Here is a 17,857-nt window from a genome sequence, read left to right on the forward strand (position 1 = left end):
GAGGTGAAGAAAAATGGCAAATATTAAATTTCGTAATACAGGTGAAAGACTAGAGGGACAAGAAAAGGTAGCAGCATTTTTAGAAGAACAAGGTGTTCTTTATGAACACTGGGACACTAACAAACTACCAGAAGAATTAAGAGGAAATTGCAGAATTAATGATGAGCAAAAAGCGCAAATCCTATCGATTTACGAAGAGGAAATCAAATCACTTGGTGAGCGTAACGGATATCAGAAATGGGATGTCATCGCATTGTCTGATGCAACTCCAAACCTTGATGAGCTTCTAAAGAAATTTGAACAAGTACATGTTCATACTGAAGATGAAGTGCGTGCAATTGTAGCAGGACATGGAATTTTCATTATTAAAGGAAGTGGCGATACTGGCTACTTTGATGTTGAACTAGAGGCAGGGGATGTTATTTCTGTACCTGTTGACACACCACACTTTTTCACCCTAATGGATGATCGTGAAGTCGTTGCAGTTCGATTATTTATTGATCCAGCTGGTTGGGTTGCTCACCCATTCCAAGACCCAGAATTTGCTGGTACAAAATAGGAATAGAAAGAGCTTTATGGTATTTTCCATGAAGCTCTTTTTTTATATCTAAATGTTTAGAATATTCTTTACATATGAATATAAATATGTTACATTTTTGTTCATTGGAAAAGAAATATTTTGTTGCATATACTATAGTTAGTTGGGAATTCTTTCTACTGTATGAGGAGTGGAGATTATGAAGATTCGCTATAATTTTGTCGAGAAATCAGATGTGAAATATTGTCATGACAATTTCACCGTTCAACAAGCCCTACAATTTTTAAATGAAACAGGCTTTCGGTCAGTCCCGGTATTATCAAAAAATGGAACAACATTTGAAGGTTTAATTTATAAAGTCGACATTTTAGAGTACCTTTATGAAAAAAATGGAGATGCAAATGCAAGTATTCTTATCCTCGTCGAGAGCAAGGATGCTTTTGTTTACGATGAGGATTCCTTCTTTAAGACATTTTTAACGATTCGACGTTTGCCATTTATTGCGGTGCTTAACTCTGAGAATGAATTTCTAGGAATCATGACACATTCGAATGTAATGGATGTCCTTGAGGATTCGTTTGGGATGAGGACAGGAGGATATACACTAACGATCGCTACGATTGAACATAAAGGTGCGATAAAAGATCTTGTGTCTCTAATTCGTGACATTAACATCGAGGGCATGTTAACCCTTGACAATGGTGAAAGATACCTCCGCCGCATCATCTTAAATCTACCAGGATCACTTGAAGAGGATGAGATTCAAGCTATCAAAAGGAAACTCGAAGCGAAAGAATTCCGTGTTACACATATCGATCGAATTAAATAAGCGAATGTTTAGACCTATGGGTGTATACCTATAGGTTTTTTTTATTAAATTTTATGTCGGTTCTTGTATTATTTCGGTTGTCGAAAAAGGTTGAAAAACGACTTGGAAGCGATTTCGTACACAAATTTGTAAATTTTTTTAAGAAAAAAATGTCTATTTTTGCGAATCTATTTACATAAATAGTAGATTTTGTAATAATTCATAGAGTAATAGCAACTCAGCATGCACCAAAGGTAGTATTGGTTGGCATACGATAGTTGTATGCGGCGTTAGAATCTTCTAACGTGTGAATAAAGGAGTGGAAGTTTTGGAAACGAGACGTATAGATTACAAACAGATACTATTAGAGGAAATTAATAGAAAAAGAGAAGAAATGATCACTATTGCTAATAGTACGGGGTTTACAAGTAATGAAACAATTGAATGTAGTCAAGAACTTGATGAACTTATAAATATCTATCAACGAGCAGAATCAGCAGAACGAAACCATTCACTTTTTCGTCAGTTTTTAAAGAGAGTCATGTTATTTTTCGCACTTCAAAAAGTCAGCTATAAATCACAATCATAATATATTTTACTTAACAATTCATGAAGATGGATTGTTTATTTTTTTGCAAGGAAAGTGTGGGGTGAATGAGGAGGGGGTTAGAGGAGAAAAATTTAAGCGGGGTAATCAGTATATTGAAGAACCGCGAAACAATAAATGGTATACCGCAAACGAGCTAATCAGTATAGCACCAAATCGTAAAACGATAAATGGTATACCGCAAATGAGGTAATCGATATAGCATCGTGTCGTAAAACGATAAATGGTATACCGCAAATGAGGTAATCGGTATATTACGAAGCCGCGAAACGATAAATGGTATACCGCAAACGAGCTAATCGATATAGCATCGTGTCGTAAAACGATAAATGGTATACTGCAAATGAGGTAATCGATATAGCATCGTGCCGTAAAACGATAAATGGTATACCGCATATCCCCAAAGCCCCACTCAACAAAATAAGGACGCCAGAAGCGTCCCTAAAGATGTGTTATCCTGCACTATTCCATTCATTTAACTTTTGATCAGTTGGTAATAAGAAGGCCAACAATCCCAACAATGGAAGGAAGCCCATCATGATGATGGTTGGTGTTAAACCGATTGTGTCGATGATGGCACCAATCCCAACACCACCGATAGCACCCATACCGAAGGCGAGGCCAACAATTAACCCGGACATCATTCCGATTTTTCCAGGCACCAATTCCTGCGCATAAACAACAGTTACAGAGAAGCTGGATAAAAGCATAAACCCGATAACTGTTACGAGTACGATTGCCACATGTGGTCCAACAAACGGAAGAATTAGTGCTAATGGTGCTGTACCCAAAAGGGAAACAATGATGACATTCCGTTTTCCGAATTTATCAGCCAATGGTCCTCCAAAGAATGTTCCTAATGCCCCTGTGGCTAGGAATAAGAAAATAAAAATTTGAGCCTGTGAAATGCTGTAACCATATTTTTCAATTACATAAAATGAGTAAAAGTTTGTGATGCTTGACATGTACCATGTGCGAGCAAATACAAAAAGCACGAGAACAACTAATGCGAATTTGACTGCTTTCATGTTTCGCGGAGCAGTTGAAATGGCCTTTTTTACTTTCTTTTGAAGCTCAACTGTTTTTAGTGTTTTAGAATACCATTTTGCAATATAGATAAGTAGTCCGACTGCAAGTGCTGCAACTAACGAAAACCAAATGGCCCCAAATTGTCCTAAAGGGACAAGGATTAATGCGGTAATCACGGGTGCAAGGGCTTGCCCTGAATTCCCTCCAACTTGATAAATCGATTGTGCCAATCCGCGTCTGTTCCCAGCGCTCATGTAGGCTACACGTGACCCCTCAGGATGAAAAATAGCTGAACCTATTCCAATAAACAATACAGAAAGAATGATCGTTAAAAAGTTTGGTGCAAATGCGAGGCCAATCACTCCAAAAAAAGTAGAGGTTAATCCAATTGGCAAAGCAAATGGCATTGGTTTTTTGTCTGTATACCAACCGACAACAGGTTGAGCAACTGAAGATACAATTTGTAACGCGAAGGATATTAGTCCGAGCTGCGTAAACGTTAATCCCATCGACCGTTCCAAAATTGGAAACATCGCTGGAATAATCGCTTGTATCGAGTCATTGAGCATGTGGACAAATCCAATGATAAATAAAATCCCATAAAGGGTTTTATTCGCGTCATTTTCAGTAGGTGTAGCTTGTGTTTTTGCTGCGAGCATTTTATTTATTTCCCCTTTGTTACTTACCGATGAAGTAATTTTAATCATTATAATCCTTTACTCTATGAAAAACCTTTTTTCCAATTTTGTAAAGTGAAAATTCGAAATAAATATAGGTAAATCAAGACAAAAGTCAACATTTTATTCATTGAACAATTGCTTTACCTTGTTTGAAATTTCTGATAAATTTAATAGTAAGATAATATTCGCTTGAAGGAGGAGGCATGACATGAAATACAGAAGATTAGGACGTTCTGGCCTTAAAGTTAGTGAAATTAGCTTGGGTAGTTGGCTAACTTTTGGGAAAACGGTAGATGTATCAATGGCAACGAAAACCGTTCATAAAGCATATGAACTTGGAATAAATTTCTTTGATTCGGCAAATGTGTATGAGCGAGGGGAAGCAGAGCGAATCGTAGCAAGTGCATTAAAAGAATACCCGCGAGAGTCTTATGTTATTGCAACAAAGGCATATGGACCGATGGGTGATGGTCCAAACGATAGGGGCTTATCACGGAAACACGTGATTGAACAGGTTAATGCGAGTTTAAAACGCATGGAACTAGATTATGTGGATGTGTTTTACTGTCACCGCTATGATGAAGATACTCCTCTGGATGAGACACTGCGAGCAATTGACGATTTAATTAGGCAAGGAAAAATTCTTTATGTGGGTGTAAGCGAATGGAGTGCAGCTCAAATCCAGGAGGCTGTATCCATTGCAGATAAGTATTTATTAGATCGGATTATTGTGAATCAGCCTCAATACAATATGCTCCATCGTGACATCGAGGATGAGATTATACCAGTTTGTGAGAAAAATGGAATTTCCCAGGTTGTATATTCACCGCTTGCCCAAGGGGTATTAACAGGTAAGTATAGAGGAGGTACGATTCCAACTGGTAGCAGGGGAGCAAACTCCCAGGTAAATACATGGGTCAAAAATATCATTAATGGAATTGTTTCAACTAAATTAGATCGACTTGAAGAATTTGCAACAGAACTAGGTGTGACCCTACCAGAATTAGCTCTGTCCTGGATTTTGAGACAGCACAATATTGCGAGTACTCTTGTCGGGGCGACAAATCCGGAACAAATTGAAGCAAATGCCAAGGCCACTGACCTTGTACTTGGATTTGAAGAGATTAAGAGAATCGAATCGATTTTGACTGTTTAGTCCCATAAGCACCAACAAACCCACTTTCGAAAAAGTGGGTTTGTTTTTAATCTTCGTGGAGTGGTATGTGTACTTGAACGGTTGTACCTTTACCTTCCACACTCTCAATGTTAATTGTTCCATGATACATATTGACAATTCTTTTACAAATCACGAGACCGAGCCCAGTTCCAGTATCCTTATTTGTAAAAAAGGGAGTATACACCTTTGAAAGGATATGTTTTGGAATACCGACACCTGTATCGGTGATTGACAATAAACAAGACTGCCCCTCTTTTTGAATCGAAATTGACAGTTTGCCACCATCTGCTTGCATCGATTCAATGGCATTTTTGGATAGATTTAAAACAACCTGTTTAATATTATCATTTGAGCACATGATGTGCAGTGGCGTTTCAGAAAGCTGTAAATCAAATTCCACATTATATAGGTTTGTTTCAGATTGAATAATGGGTTGGACTTCTTTCACAATATCATTCATATCATAGCTTTTTCGTTTATCAGCAGTAGGTTTTCCAAGAATCAAGAACTCATTGACAATATCATTGATTCTTGTAATCTCTTGCTGAATCACTGAAAAATAAAATTGATCGTTCGGATCCTTATGTTTTTCACTTAATAATTGGATGAGTCCTTTAACCCCAGTTAAAGGGTTTTTAATTTCGTGTGCGCTACTAGCTGCTAATGTTCCGACTAATTCTAATTTCTGTAACTCATTTTCCTCTCGTTCACGAATGGTTTGGCGTCTGAGAAGAAGATATTTTCCAAGAAGAAATAGAATATGAGTAAGGATCAATAAAATTCCACTAAAAATAACTGAGTTTAATATAAATACTTTTTTATTCGTTAATGTTGTTCGTGGCCATGCTTCAACTGTCCAATTCACATTAGTAAGCTCTGTAAGAATGATATCGCTATCAAGTGAATGTGAATCTAAATTAGTGGTAATTAATTCTTGGCCAGTTGAGTCGATGACTCTTAAAATTTCATCAGGTGCAAGAACCTTCATTACATTTTCTAAATAATCTAAGCGTAAGCTAAAGAGTACAACACCTTTAACTTCATTCGATTTTAAAACGGGAGTCGCGATTGTAACTATAAATCTCCCTGTTATAGAACCTTTATGGCCTGGTGAGATGACGGTCTTTTTTGTTTGAAGCGCCTGTTGGAAATATTCACGATAGGAAATGTTCACTTTTTTATCTAAGTCAAGAGTAGACACAACTATATCACCGTTCGGGTTTGCCCAATATAGTCCAGAAAAGCGATCATCCTTTTTATGAATGGAATGTAACATGTTCTTAATTTCTTCATTACTATTCTTGTTTTCAAAGACAATTCCAAGCGTTTCGGTGCTAGCGATTGTCTCTCCAATAAACCGATCAATATAGCTAGATTGAAAGTTTACCATCTCTTTTGTTTTGGCAGTTTGGTTAAGAATAGCCGTATTATAATGATGATTCGCAAATAAAATACTACCAACTGTGGTAGGTAAGATTACAATTATTAGATATACAAGAATATTTTTTAGAACATTCGATTTAATTCTCAAACACATTCTCCTTGCCATTTTCTTGTAAAAATATTATATCAAAATGGCAAAGAGAAACATATTAATTTCGACAAAAACAATCAATTTCGGTCTATGGGTACATTATTTAGGAATGAATGGAAAAACTCTAATGTTAAAAGATTATAATTCTCAACCCGAAATTGGTAAAATTATGTATACTAAAATTGACCCTATACAAAAGAGGTAACAAAAATGAGATCGATATCAATTACAATTCTTGAAACGAGTGATGTACACGGCAATATTTTTCCAATTAACTATGGGAACAATAAGCCTGTTGGACTTGGCCTTACAAAGATTGCGACTGTTATTAAAGAGGAGAGAAGTCGTAATAAGAATACGATCGTTATTGATAATGGAGATTTAATCCAAGGAACACCTTTAACCTATTATTATGTACGATCAAGTCGTCATAAACAAAATCCAATGATTAAACTATTGAATGATTTAAAATATGATGCAGCAGTAGTTGGAAATCATGAATTCAATTATGGAATCGATGTTTTACAGCAGACGATTACAGAATCAACTTTTCCATGGCTTTCTGCAAATATAGTAAATGAAAAAGGAAACCCATTTATTGGAAATCCATATATCATGGTTGAACTTGAGGAAGGAATAAAGGTTGCGATTCTTGGTGTCACCACTCACTACATCCCGAATTGGGAGAATCCGGAACATATTAAAGATTTAACATTTAAGGATGCATTCGAAACAACAAAAAATTGGGTGAAGAAAATCCGTAAAGATGAAAATCCAGATCTGATGATTGTTTCCTACCACGGCGGCTTTGAAGCAGATTTGGAAACCGGTGAACCAACCGAAAAGCTAACAGGAGAAAATCAGGGGTACCGAATGTGTAAAGAGATTGAGGGGATTGACGTTTTATTAACTGGCCATCAACATCGTTCTCTTGCCGGGAAGGTAAACGGCATACCGATTGTTCAACCAAGCTTTAATAGCCAGGCAATTGGTAAAGTCACCCTAACACTTACAAAAAAAGAGGGAAAGTGGACCATTTCAGAATCTAAGCCTGAACTTATTTTAGTTGAAGATAAAAAAGCAGACGAAAGCACAATTGAACTAGTAAACGAATATGAGGTTGCGACACAAGAATGGTTGGACAAACCTATTGGCAGGGTTATCGGAAATATGACAATTGATGATCCATTAAAAGCACGCTTAAAGGATAATGCGCTTGTTGAATTTATTAATAAGGTGCAAATGGATGTTGCCAAAGTATCGATTTCAAATACAGCTCTTTTTAATAATATAACGAAAGGTTTTCCTTCAAATATTACGATGAGAGATGTGGTCTCCAATTATATTTATCCGAACACATTAACGGTCATTCGGATAACAGGGGAGGACATAAAGGCGGCACTTGAAAGAAGTGCAAGTTATTTTATTCTTGATAATGGTAAGGCAGCAGTCAATCCATCCTTCGCAACACCAAAACCACAGCATTACAATTATGACATGTGGGAGGGTATTGATTATATAATCGATATTTCAAAGCCTATCGGGGAGAGAGTCATACAGTTAACCTATAAGGGTGAACCCATTCAGCCAGACATTGAGTACGATGTGGTCATGAACAACTACCGTGCAGGTGGTGGTGGAGAATATGTGATGTTCAAGGATAAGCCAGTTATTAAAGATATTCCACTCGATATGTCCGAGTTGATTGCAAATTATATTCTTAAAAGAGGGACAATTGAAGCCACTGTTGATGAAAATTGGAAGGTAATATGGTAATAAAAATCCCACGGATGTGCTCCGTGGGATTCCTTATGGAAGTCCAGCTCCAGCGCCTAGCCCCTCGAGGTCGCTTCACCCTTCCTGCGGCGGCAACACTAAGGAATGCTACGAGAGCATAATCTTCGCAGAAAATAAGCTTTGCTTATTTTTGAGCCTCCTCGTCAGTGTTCCAGCGCTTGTCGGGGCTGTTCAAGGCGCTTGCGCTTTTTATTCTTGCTCTACACCATTTGGCAGGATTAGTATTTCTACTCGACGGTTTAGACTACGACCTTCTGGTGTGTCATTTGTTGCTACTGGTTCATATTCACCAAGGCCGCGAGCGCTGAAACGGCTTGGATCCAGTTTTTCATTCTCTAATAAAATACTCATAAAATTAACGGAACGCATGACACTTAAATGCCAGTTGCTTTTAAACTCATGATTATTAATAGGGACAGTATCTGTATGTCCACTTACAATGATATTGCGAGGAGAATCCATAACTAACAGCTCAGAAATTTCTCTGGCAATTTTAATATCCTCTGGTCGAACCTTTGCACTTGCCGGATTAAAGAAGGCACCATCCTGAATGGTAACTAGTAAACCTTCTTCTGTTAAGCGCGTTTTAAGACTTAAATCTAAACCACTCTCGGCGATATAGCCATTAATCTTCTTTTGCAATTCCTTGAGTTCTTCTTGTTCTTGTTTTTCTCGTTCTTTTTCTTTGTCTTTCTCATTTTGAATTGCTACTGTATCAATTTCAACTGGTGTCGGACTCTCGTATTCTAAAACAGAGGTGCCACCTGTGAAAACATTATTAAAAGAGCTTCGGAGCGCATTAAATTTCTGAGCATCTACATTGCTAGCTGCAAACAGAACGATAAACAAGGCCAGTAATAATGTTAAAATATCCGCATAAGGCACCAGCCATGATTCATCCATGTGCTCATCGTGCTTTCGCTTTCGTCTTTTTCTAGCCATCTATCATTTCACCTTCAGTCAAAACCTTTTCACGGTCTTTGTTTGATAGGTACATTGAAAGTTTTTGTTCGATTGCTCGAGGTGATTGACCTTCAAGAACGGACAAAACGCCTTCAATCATGACTTCTTTAATTTTTATTTCCTGCTTTGATTTCTGTTTTAATTTATTTGCGAAAGGATGCCATAGTACATAACCTGTGAAAATACCTAAAAGTGTTGCAACGAACGCAGCTGCAATAGCTTCCCCAAGTGCATTTGTATCGTCCATATGGCCCAAGGCCGCAATCAGACCTACAACAGCCCCTAATACCCCAAGTGTTGGGGCATATGTTCCTGCTTGGGAGAAAATCGATGCGCCAGATAAATGGCGGTCTTCCATTGCTTCTAATTCTTCAGTCATCACATCGCGAATAAATTCCGCACTTTGTCCATCAACGGCCATGCTTAAACCATTTTTTAAGAATGGATCATCCACTTCAGCAACCTTGACTTCAAGTGCTAATAGCCCTTCCTTACGAGCAATCGTTGCCCAGTTTGAGAACATTGGAATTAACTCTTCAACACCTAACAGCTTTTTTTCTTTAAAAAGGACCCCAAATAATTGTGGTACTCTTTTTAATTCGCTAGTAGGAAAAGCAATCGTTACTGCTGCAATCGTTCCTAAAATAATAATTAAAAAGGCAGCGGGGTTTATCAAAGCTGTTACTGAAACCCCTTTTAAAATCATACCTATAAAGACGGCAATTAAACCAAGTATTACACCTATTAATGACGATTTATCCAATTAATATCACCTATACTTTCATTCGTAACAACTAAAGTTGTTTATAATTGTGTATCTAACATTCTACTATTTTTATCGACAAACTTACTAGATTATTTAGCGAAAACTATCATTTTATCGCGAATATTTCGGAGTGGAAAATATATGTAGGAGTGGTTTACAATGTAAGAGTATACATATACGAATCTCTTAAGCGAAAAGGGGAACCTTCTATGAATTTTAATGATTTTAAGTATGTCCGCCCGAACATGGACGAAGTAGAGCAAACATTTAATGTAGCACTTGAAAAATTTAAAAATGCGGAAAATCCTGCCCTACAAGATGAAGCGATGAAAGAAATCATTGCCATTCAACGAACAGTTGATACAGCTTTTAACATTTGCTATATCAGGCATACGGTTGATACAAATGATGAGTTTTACAAAAATGAGCAAGATTATCTTGATGAAATACAGCCATTAGTTCAAGGGTTAACAACGAAATACTATGAAGCTCTTGTTAATTCTAAATTCCGTACCGAATTAGAAAACAAATGGGGCAAACAGCTATTTGATTTTGCTGAAACACAAATCAAAACATTCTCTCCAGAAGTTGTGGAGGACCTTCAATTAGAAAACAAGCTTTCTTCTGAGTATACAAAGCTTGTGGCTTCAGCAAAAATTATGTTTGAGGGAGAAGAGCGAACATTAGCGCAGTTAGAGCCATTTACTGAATCAAAAGACAGAGGTATGCGGAAAAAAGCGAATGAAGTGCGATTTGCATTTTACCAAGAGCACCAAGAGAAATTCGATGAAATCTATGATCAGCTTGTAAAGGTACGTACACGCATTGCACATAAGCTAGGATTTAAAAACTTCGTAGAGTTAGCTTATGTAAGATTATCTAGAACAGATTATAATGCGGAAATGGTCGCTAACTTTAGGAAACAAGTGAAGGAACATATCGTTCCATTAGCAGTAAAGCAACGCGTGCGCCAAGCAGAGCGTATTGGAATTGACAGCTTAAAATATTATGATGAGTCATTCAGCTTTAAATCCGGTAATGCTGTACCAAAGGGTGATCCTGAGTGGATTATTGAAAATGGAAAGAAAATGTATGAGGAGCTTTCTGAGGAAACAAAAGAATTCTTCAATTATATGATTGAAACGAATTTAATGGATCTTGTTGCCAAGAAAGGGAAAGCTAGTGGCGGTTATTGTACGTACATTAGCGATTATCAAGCACCATATATTTTCTCAAACTTCAATGGAACTTCAGGAGATATTGATGTACTAACACATGAGGCTGGTCACGCATTCCAAGTTTACTCAAGTAGACATTATGAGGTTCCTGAATACAACTGGCCAACTTATGAGGCTGCTGAGATTCATTCAATGAGCATGGAATTCTTCACATGGCCATGGATGGAGCTATTCTTCAAAGAAGATACAGATAAATACAAGTTTTCTCATTTAAGTGAGGCGTTATTATTCTTACCATATGGTGTTGCAGTAGATGAATTCCAACATCATGTCTATGAGAATCCAGAATTAACACCATCTGAGCGCAATAAAGCTTGGAGAGATATTGAGAAAAAGTATATGCCATTACGCGATTATGATGGTAATGTATACCTAGAAAAAGGTGGCTTCTGGCAGCGTCAAAGCCATATTTACACAACTGCCTTTTATTATATTGACTATACATTAGCGCAAATTTGTGCATTCCAATTCTGGAAAAAATCAAGAGAAAACCATGAAGCAGCATGGGCTGATTATCTTCACCTATGTAAACAAGGTGGAAGCAAGCCGTTCACCGAATTAGTGGCGGTTGCAAATTTACTTTCTCCATTTGAAGATGGAACAGTAGAATCTGTTGTTGGTGAAATTGAAGCATGGCTAAATAGCGTTGACGACAAAACGTTATAAGAAACATAGGGACTGTGGAGAAATCCACGGTCTTTCTGTGCTATTTTTTCAAATTTTCCAAATTAAGTTGTATGTTATGCAAAAGGTATTAAATAAGGATATAATAAAAACATCAAACTGAAATTGAGGGTGTTTTCATGATTCATTTAAAAACAAAAAGAGAAATTGAATTAATGCGTGAAGCGGGCCAAATTTTAGCTGCTTGTCATAAGGAAATTGCTAAAATGATTCAGCCTGGAATCACAAGTCTTGAGATCGACAGCTTTGCTGAGGATTTTATAAAGAAAAATGGTGCCACGCCTGAACAAAAAGGCTACAAGGGCTATAAATATGCAACATGTGCATCAATTAACGATGAAATTTGTCATGGGTTTCCTAGAAAGAAACCATTGATGAATGGTGATATTGTCACAATTGATATGGTCGTAAACCTTGGGGGCGCACTCGCAGATTCTGCATGGTCTTATGGGGTCGGTGAAATTTCACCAAAGGCAGCTAAGCTTCTCGATGTTACAAAGACGGCAATGTACAAGGGAATTGAACAAGCGGTAATCGGCAACCGACTTGGTGATATCGGTCACGCTATCCAGTCTTACACAGAAGGTGAAGGATTCTCAGTTGTTCGTGATTTTATTGGACATGGAATCGGACCAACAATGCATGAGGAGCCACAAGTGTTACACTATGGTCTTCCAAACAAAGGTTTGCGCTTAAAAGAAGGTATGGTTTTCACAATCGAACCAATGGTCAACGTCGGAAAATATCAAACAACCATGGATAAAAATGGCTGGACTGCGCGCACAATCGATGGCAGCCTTTCCGCACAATATGAACATACACTTGCAATTACACAAGATGGTCCACTAATCTTAACTGACCAAGATGCATAAAAACAAAAAAAGTGTCACATCCATTGTGGCACTTTTTTTGTTAAAGAAATGTATCGATCAATACTGGGAAGATGGAGTCCGCAACCCAGTGAAAATAGAGCGGGAAAACAGTAACAAGTAAGTTTCCATATAAACAATATCTACAATAAAACCTCTTTGTCGAACCAGGTTCATCAGCAATCGACGCAAAAACAGCCCCGACTAGACACGTAAAGATAAAAAGGCCATACCCAAATAAAGAATTAAACCTCTCGGTAAACAAAATAAATCCTAATGCTGAACCATTTAAAAATAATAAGACAAAGGACATGATTAAGAATATTTTTGGAATAATGGACATGTTTTCCACCTCACTAATGTATATGAGGAGGAAAAGAGGGAGATGACATACTTCCAAAAATTACTTGTAGCCCATCCAAAAATATGGTTAAATAAATCAACTAAATGACTTTTTAAGGAAGAGGCGATAAAATCATGATTACGATAAAGCGGTTGTACCAATGTACGCTTGAGGATGCAGTAGTGGCATGGAATAAAGGATTTGAAGGTTATTATTTTGATATGACAACAACAGTCGATTTTTTTACAAGACGTTTAATTTTGGAAGGGCTTTCTCCGACACTCTCTGTAATTGCATATGATGACGAGCGACCAGTAGGAATTATATTAAACGGCATTCGCCTTATTAACGGTAAAAAGGTTTCTTGGAATGGTGGAACCGGTGTTGACCCTGAATACCGCAGGAAGGGCGTTGGCAAAAAGTTGATTGATGCTGTTCTAGCAATCTATGAAGAGGAAGGTGTAGAAGTTGCTACGCTTGAGGCTGTGAAAGAAAATGCGAAAGCTATCTCTTTATACGAAAAGGTCGGTTATAAAATTGTAGATGAGTTAGTTCACCTCCAACATACAGGTGAATTATCAAAGGATGCATTTTTATCAGAGAATAACGATTACACTTATAAAAAAGGGATTCCAATTGACGCATTGCAGGCACCATTTTATAAAGCGCTGATTCCATGGCAAACGCAGTGGAACAATGCACGTGACGGAGAATCGATTCTAGCCTTCGATGAGGACGAGAATGTCGTCGGTTATGCAATCTTTAAAAGGTTGTTTAATGAGGAAGGTACACTTCAATCTATTATTCTATTTCAATGTGAGGCAGAGCCTTCGCATCTTATGAAAGAGGACATTGTAAGAAGTCTGCTAGGTATGGTTTATAAATCAACTAGTCTGCAAGTGGCAAGGACAGCAGCCAATATGTCAATGTCGAATAATATTTTACGGGATTTATTAGAAAAAGAAGGATTTAATGTGAAAGCAGAGCAAGTCTTTATGATAAAATAAATTATTAGAATATTCCTACCAATCGGTTGCCAAACCGATTGTAAAGTGGGGGAGGGTAATTGAAAAAAATCATTTTACGTGATGTCACGATGGAAAATTTACTGGATGTCATTCGATTGAAATCGGAGGACAAAGAGTTTGCTTTATTTGAAAAATGGGTTGCTTCAAATGTTTTTTCACTTGCCCAGGCAAAAGTCCAACCAGATTGGGTAACAAAGGCAATTTACGATGGAACGCAATTAATTGGATTTACGATGTTCGGACTAGATAATGAACGAAATCGGTTTGAACTATGTAGGATTATGATTGATTATAAATTTCAAGGTAAAGGCTATGGTACAGCGGCAGTAAAGGAAATTATTGCAGAAATGATCAGGACATTGCCCTATTGTGATGAGATTTACTTGTCGGTTATTCCAACTAATAAAGCTGCAATCCATGTTTATACAGAAGCGGGATTTACGAAGACCGGTGAAATCATAAAAGGCTTTGTGGACGAAGATGTATATTGTTTTAAGGTGTAGGAAGGAGTAAATGAATGAAAGCCATACTCATTGGAATTGTTTCATCACTATTTTTTGCAGTTACATTTATTCTAAATCGTTCGATGGAGCTTTCAGGTGGTAGTTGGCTGTGGAGCTCTTCATTGCGTTATTTTTTTATGGTGCCATTTTTAATTGGGATTGTGCTCATTAGAGGGAATATGAAGGAATTGCTACATGAGTTAAAAACAAACCCCGTTACATGGATATTATGGAGTACGATTGGGTTTGGATTGTTTTATGCACCCCTTACATTTGCAGCTGCATCAGGTCCAGGTTGGCTGGTTGCGGGAACTTGGCAATTTGTGATTATTGCTGGATTGCTCGTTGTTCCGTTTTTCTATAAGACAGTAGAAACAAAGAATGGTATGCAAAGAGTTCGTGAAAAAATCCCTGTTAAAGGCCTTATTTTTTCTAGTCTTATTTTTATTGGGATTATCTTAATCCAACTTCAGGCTGCAGACGAAGGCATTGGAATGGAGATGTTTCTTGTAGGGATCCTTCCAGTTGTGGTGGCAGCTTTTGCGTATCCTTTAGGTAACAGGAAAATGATGCAGCATTGTAAAAATAACTTTGATACGTTTCAGCGTGTGCTTGGAATGACACTTGCATCGACCCCATTTTGGCTAATCATTGCAGGAATTGGCGGTGCTACTGTTGGACTTCCAAGTAAGGATCAAGTGTTTCAGTCCTTTATCGTAGGGATTTCCTCTGGGATTATCGCAACCGTGCTTTTCTTTTTTGCGACAGAGCTTGTTAAACATGATCAAAGTAAACTTGCTGCTGTAGAAGCAACCCAAGCTACACAGATTATTTTTGTCATATTTGGTGAGGTCCTACTATTAAGTGCACCAATGCCAACGATGTATTCCTTTGTTGGACTCATTATGATTGCTGGTGGTATGGTGCTACACAGCCTGTTCTCGAATCGAAAGACACCGATTAAAGTGACTGACCTTGAGACGAAGTCCATATAAAAAAATGCAGAGCTTTTGGGCTCTGCATTTTTAGTGGGAAATTATTTTACAACAATTTTATTTTCTTCAACTGTTACAATCAAGCTTGTTTGCTCTTCATTTTCTAGAAGAATATCTGTGATTTGGTCTTCAAGCTGTTCTTGGATAACACGGCGTAGTGGACGTGCACCAAAGGCTGGATGGTAACCAAGCTCAGCTAATTTTTGTTTCGCTTCATCGTCAACAGTGATGGTTACTTCTTGTTCTTTAAGAGTTGCTTCAAGATCATGTAACATTAAGTCGACAATTTGGAGCAGATGTTCTTTTTCAAGCTGTTTGAATTCGATGATTGCATCAAATCTGTTTAAGAACTCAGGCTTGAAGAAGGAACCAAGTGACTCAAGGATTGATGATTCCTTGTAGGCATCGGTTTCAGCCTTTTCAAAGCCAACCGTAATTTTCTTAGGAGCGCCAACTCCGGCATTACTCGTCATGATAATGACTGTTTCTTTGAAGCTTACTGTACGCCCTTGGCTATCTGTTAAACGACCATCCTCTAAAATTTGTAGGAACATATGTTGAACGTCTGGATGTGCCTTTTCAATTTCGTCTAAAAGGATGATGCTATAAGGATTACGACGAACTTTTTCAGTAAGTTGGCCAGCTTCCTCATGGCCGACATATCCAGGAGGTGAACCGATGATTTTAGAGACTGAGTGTTTCTCCATATACTCACTCATGTCGAGTCTAATCATGGCATCCTTCGAGCCGAATAATTCCTCTGCAAGAGTCTTCGTTAACTCTGTTTTACCTACACCAGTTGGTCCAACGAAGAGGAAGGAACCGATTGGGCGGTTTTTAGCCTTCAAACCTGCACGGCTACGACGAACTGCTTTCGCAACCTTTGTTACTGCTTCATCTTGACCAATTACTTTTTTGGCAAGATTTTCTGCAAGTTGTTTCATTTTTTGTTGTTCATTTTCTTGTAACTTACCAACAGGAATACCCGTTTTCTTTTCAATAATTTGTTGAATGTTTTCGACATCTATCATATGCTCTACGTTGTTTTCTGGATTATTTAATTGTTTTTCAAGCAGAATTTCTTGATGTCTTAATGTTGCTGCTAGTTCATAATTTTCCTCACCAGCAGCTTTTTCTTTTTCCGCTGCAATTTTTGAAAGCTCTTCTTCAATATTCTTTGGGTTTGTTCCACCAGATACTAGGTTCATTTTTGAACCAGCTTCATCAAGCAAGTCAATGGCTTTGTCTGGTAAAAAGCGATCCTGAATGTAGCGATGTGATAATGTTACACAGGCGCGAATTGCTTCATCTGAGTATTTTACACCATGGAAGTCTTCATATTTGCTTTTAATTCCTTCAAGAATCTGAATCGCTTCATCAATCGATGGTTCTTCCACAATAACAGGTTGGAAGCGGCGCTCAAGTGCAGCGTCTTTTTCAATTTCTCGATATTCTTTTAAGGTTGTTGCACCGACCACTTGAAGCTCACCACGAGCAAGAGCTGGTTTTAAAATATTTCCTGCATCCATTGATCCTTCTGCAGATCCTGCACCCACTAAAAGGTGAATTTCATCGATAAATAGAATAATATTTTTACGTTTTTGAAGCTCCGCAATTAATTGCTTCATTCGTTCTTCAAATTGACCACGGATTCCCGTGTTTGCAACTAATGATGCGACATCTAGTAAATAAACCTGTTTATTTGAAAGCTTGTTAGGTGCTTTTCCTTCAGCAATAAGTAGGGCTAATCCTTCTGCAATTGCAGTTTTACCTACACCCGGTTCCCCAATTAGAACGGGGTTATTTTTATTACGGCGGTTTAATATTTCAATGACACGCCCAATTTCCTCATCACGGCCAATCACTGGGTCGATTAGTCCAGCTTTCGCCATTTGAGTAAGGTTCCGTCCAAATTGATCAAGAAGACCTCCGCCATTTCCACCGTGTTTTGTTTGTGTTTGTTGTTGGTTGATTCCCATTTGTTGACCGAAGGCATTGCCTTTAAAAAGGTCATCAAATGTGAAATTAGGGAAACCGTTCAATCCTGAAGGTATTTTCATGTTGTTCTTCTCCTTCGCATAACACTCACTGCAAAGTTGAATTTGTCGCTTTTCATGGTTAAGTTGAAGATGTAATTGAACAGTAGCTTCATTTTGATTACATGCTTGACAAATCATAAACAAATACCTCCTTGAATTTTTGACTATCTTTGACTAATGAAATAAATGAAATAGGTCATGTGTGATGATCTGTAACGTTTGACCATCTTTGACCTTATGTCTACATTATACTTTGACC

General features: G+C 37.7%; 15 protein-coding genes and 1 pseudogene. 10 read left to right on the top strand and 6 right to left on the bottom strand.

What is annotated here, in order from left to right:
• Nucleotides 1-13 precede the first annotated feature (13 nt).
• From ACFSFW_RS06450 to ACFSFW_RS06460, 3 genes are all read left to right on the top strand, one after another.
• Nucleotides 14-559, top strand: a complete 546-nt coding sequence (locus tag ACFSFW_RS06450) for an acireductone dioxygenase (RefSeq protein ID WP_388036290.1) — start codon at nucleotides 14-16, stop codon at nucleotides 557-559.
• Nucleotides 560-737: 178 nt separating this feature from the next.
• Nucleotides 738-1,367 (top strand): cyclic di-AMP binding protein CbpA, encoded by a 630-nt coding sequence (gene cbpA, locus ACFSFW_RS06455; RefSeq protein WP_388036293.1) that lies wholly within the window; start codon nucleotides 738-740, stop codon nucleotides 1,365-1,367.
• A 307-nt stretch (nucleotides 1,368-1,674) separates the two neighbouring features.
• A complete protein-coding gene (locus ACFSFW_RS06460) occupies nucleotides 1,675-1,935 on the top strand; it encodes an aspartyl-phosphate phosphatase Spo0E family protein (RefSeq protein ID WP_142353951.1) in 261 nt (86 codons plus the stop codon).
• Nucleotides 1,936-2,405: 470 nt separating this feature from the next.
• On the opposite strand, the gene ACFSFW_RS06465 is transcribed toward ACFSFW_RS06460, so the two are convergent.
• Nucleotides 2,406-3,641, bottom strand: coding sequence for an MFS transporter (locus ACFSFW_RS06465; protein ID WP_388036297.1), 1,236 nt, complete (start codon nucleotides 3,639-3,641; stop codon nucleotides 2,406-2,408).
• A gap of 229 nt (nucleotides 3,642-3,870) precedes the next feature.
• On the opposite strand from ACFSFW_RS06465, the gene ACFSFW_RS06470 reads away from it, so the two are divergent.
• A complete protein-coding gene (locus ACFSFW_RS06470; protein ID WP_388036300.1) occupies nucleotides 3,871-4,818 on the top strand; it encodes an aldo/keto reductase family protein in 948 nt (315 codons plus the stop codon).
• A 46-nt stretch (nucleotides 4,819-4,864) separates the two neighbouring features.
• On the opposite strand, the gene kinD is transcribed toward ACFSFW_RS06470, so the two are convergent.
• Nucleotides 4,865-6,370: a sporulation kinase KinD gene (gene kinD / locus ACFSFW_RS06475; RefSeq protein ID WP_388036303.1), complete on the bottom strand. Its 1,506-nt coding sequence runs from the start codon at nucleotides 6,368-6,370 to the stop codon at nucleotides 4,865-4,867.
• Between the two features lie 213 nt (nucleotides 6,371-6,583).
• On the opposite strand from kinD, the gene ACFSFW_RS06480 reads away from it, so the two are divergent.
• Nucleotides 6,584-8,149, top strand: a complete 1,566-nt coding sequence (locus tag ACFSFW_RS06480; protein ID WP_388036306.1) for a bifunctional metallophosphatase/5'-nucleotidase — start codon at nucleotides 6,584-6,586, stop codon at nucleotides 8,147-8,149.
• Between the two features lie 210 nt (nucleotides 8,150-8,359).
• Here ACFSFW_RS06480 and motB read toward each other — a convergent pair whose 3' ends face one another.
• Complete coding sequence (gene motB / locus ACFSFW_RS06485) at nucleotides 8,360-9,073, bottom strand: flagellar motor protein MotB (RefSeq protein ID WP_388036309.1); 714 nt, start codon at nucleotides 9,071-9,073, stop codon at nucleotides 8,360-8,362.
• Nucleotides 9,034-9,896: pseudogene (gene motA / locus ACFSFW_RS06490) on the bottom strand (flagellar motor stator protein MotA). Before motA ends, motB begins: the two are co-directional and overlap by 40 nt.
• A 212-nt stretch (nucleotides 9,897-10,108) precedes the next feature.
• On the opposite strand from motA, the gene ACFSFW_RS06495 reads away from it, so the two are divergent.
• Together ACFSFW_RS06495 and map are read left to right on the top strand one after the other, a co-directional pair.
• Nucleotides 10,109-11,803 (top strand): M3 family oligoendopeptidase, encoded by a 1,695-nt coding sequence (locus tag ACFSFW_RS06495; RefSeq protein WP_388036312.1) that lies wholly within the window; start codon nucleotides 10,109-10,111, stop codon nucleotides 11,801-11,803.
• Nucleotides 11,804-11,940: 137 nt separating this feature from the next.
• Nucleotides 11,941-12,693: a type I methionyl aminopeptidase gene (map, locus tag ACFSFW_RS06500; RefSeq protein WP_304212774.1), complete on the top strand. Its 753-nt coding sequence runs from the start codon at nucleotides 11,941-11,943 to the stop codon at nucleotides 12,691-12,693.
• Between the two features lie 40 nt (nucleotides 12,694-12,733).
• Here the strand turns inward: map and ACFSFW_RS06505 are convergent, their stop codons facing one another.
• The gene (locus tag ACFSFW_RS06505) at nucleotides 12,734-13,033 is read right to left on the bottom strand and encodes a hypothetical protein (protein WP_304212771.1); all 300 of its coding nucleotides are present in this window, start codon (nucleotides 13,031-13,033) and stop codon (nucleotides 12,734-12,736) included.
• A gap of 134 nt (nucleotides 13,034-13,167) precedes the next feature.
• Between ACFSFW_RS06505 and ACFSFW_RS06510 the strand changes: the two genes are divergently transcribed.
• The 3 genes from ACFSFW_RS06510 to ACFSFW_RS06520 are packed head-to-tail and all read left to right on the top strand — an operon-like array spanning nucleotide 13,168 to nucleotide 15,559.
• Complete coding sequence (locus tag ACFSFW_RS06510) at nucleotides 13,168-14,040, top strand: GNAT family N-acetyltransferase (RefSeq protein WP_304212766.1); 873 nt, start codon at nucleotides 13,168-13,170, stop codon at nucleotides 14,038-14,040.
• A 59-nt stretch (nucleotides 14,041-14,099) separates the two neighbouring features.
• A complete protein-coding gene (locus tag ACFSFW_RS06515) occupies nucleotides 14,100-14,564 on the top strand; it encodes a GNAT family N-acetyltransferase (protein ID WP_099364550.1) in 465 nt (154 codons plus the stop codon).
• A gap of 14 nt (nucleotides 14,565-14,578) precedes the next feature.
• Nucleotides 14,579-15,559 carry a DMT family transporter gene (locus ACFSFW_RS06520; RefSeq protein WP_304212762.1) on the top strand — a complete coding sequence of 327 codons (981 nt, stop codon included), beginning with the start codon at nucleotides 14,579-14,581 and terminating at the stop codon, nucleotides 15,557-15,559.
• A gap of 41 nt (nucleotides 15,560-15,600) precedes the next feature.
• Here the strand turns inward: ACFSFW_RS06520 and ACFSFW_RS06525 are convergent, their stop codons facing one another.
• Entirely contained in the window at nucleotides 15,601-17,736 is a 2,136-nt protein-coding gene (locus ACFSFW_RS06525; protein ID WP_304212760.1) for an ATP-dependent Clp protease ATP-binding subunit, read from the bottom strand.
• Nucleotides 17,737-17,857: the final 121 nt, after the last annotated feature.

The sequence above is a fragment of the Ferdinandcohnia salidurans genome (assembly GCF_042680725.1).
GTDB classification, from domain to species: Bacteria; Bacillota; Bacilli; order Bacillales; family Bacillaceae_L; genus Ferdinandcohnia; species Ferdinandcohnia salidurans.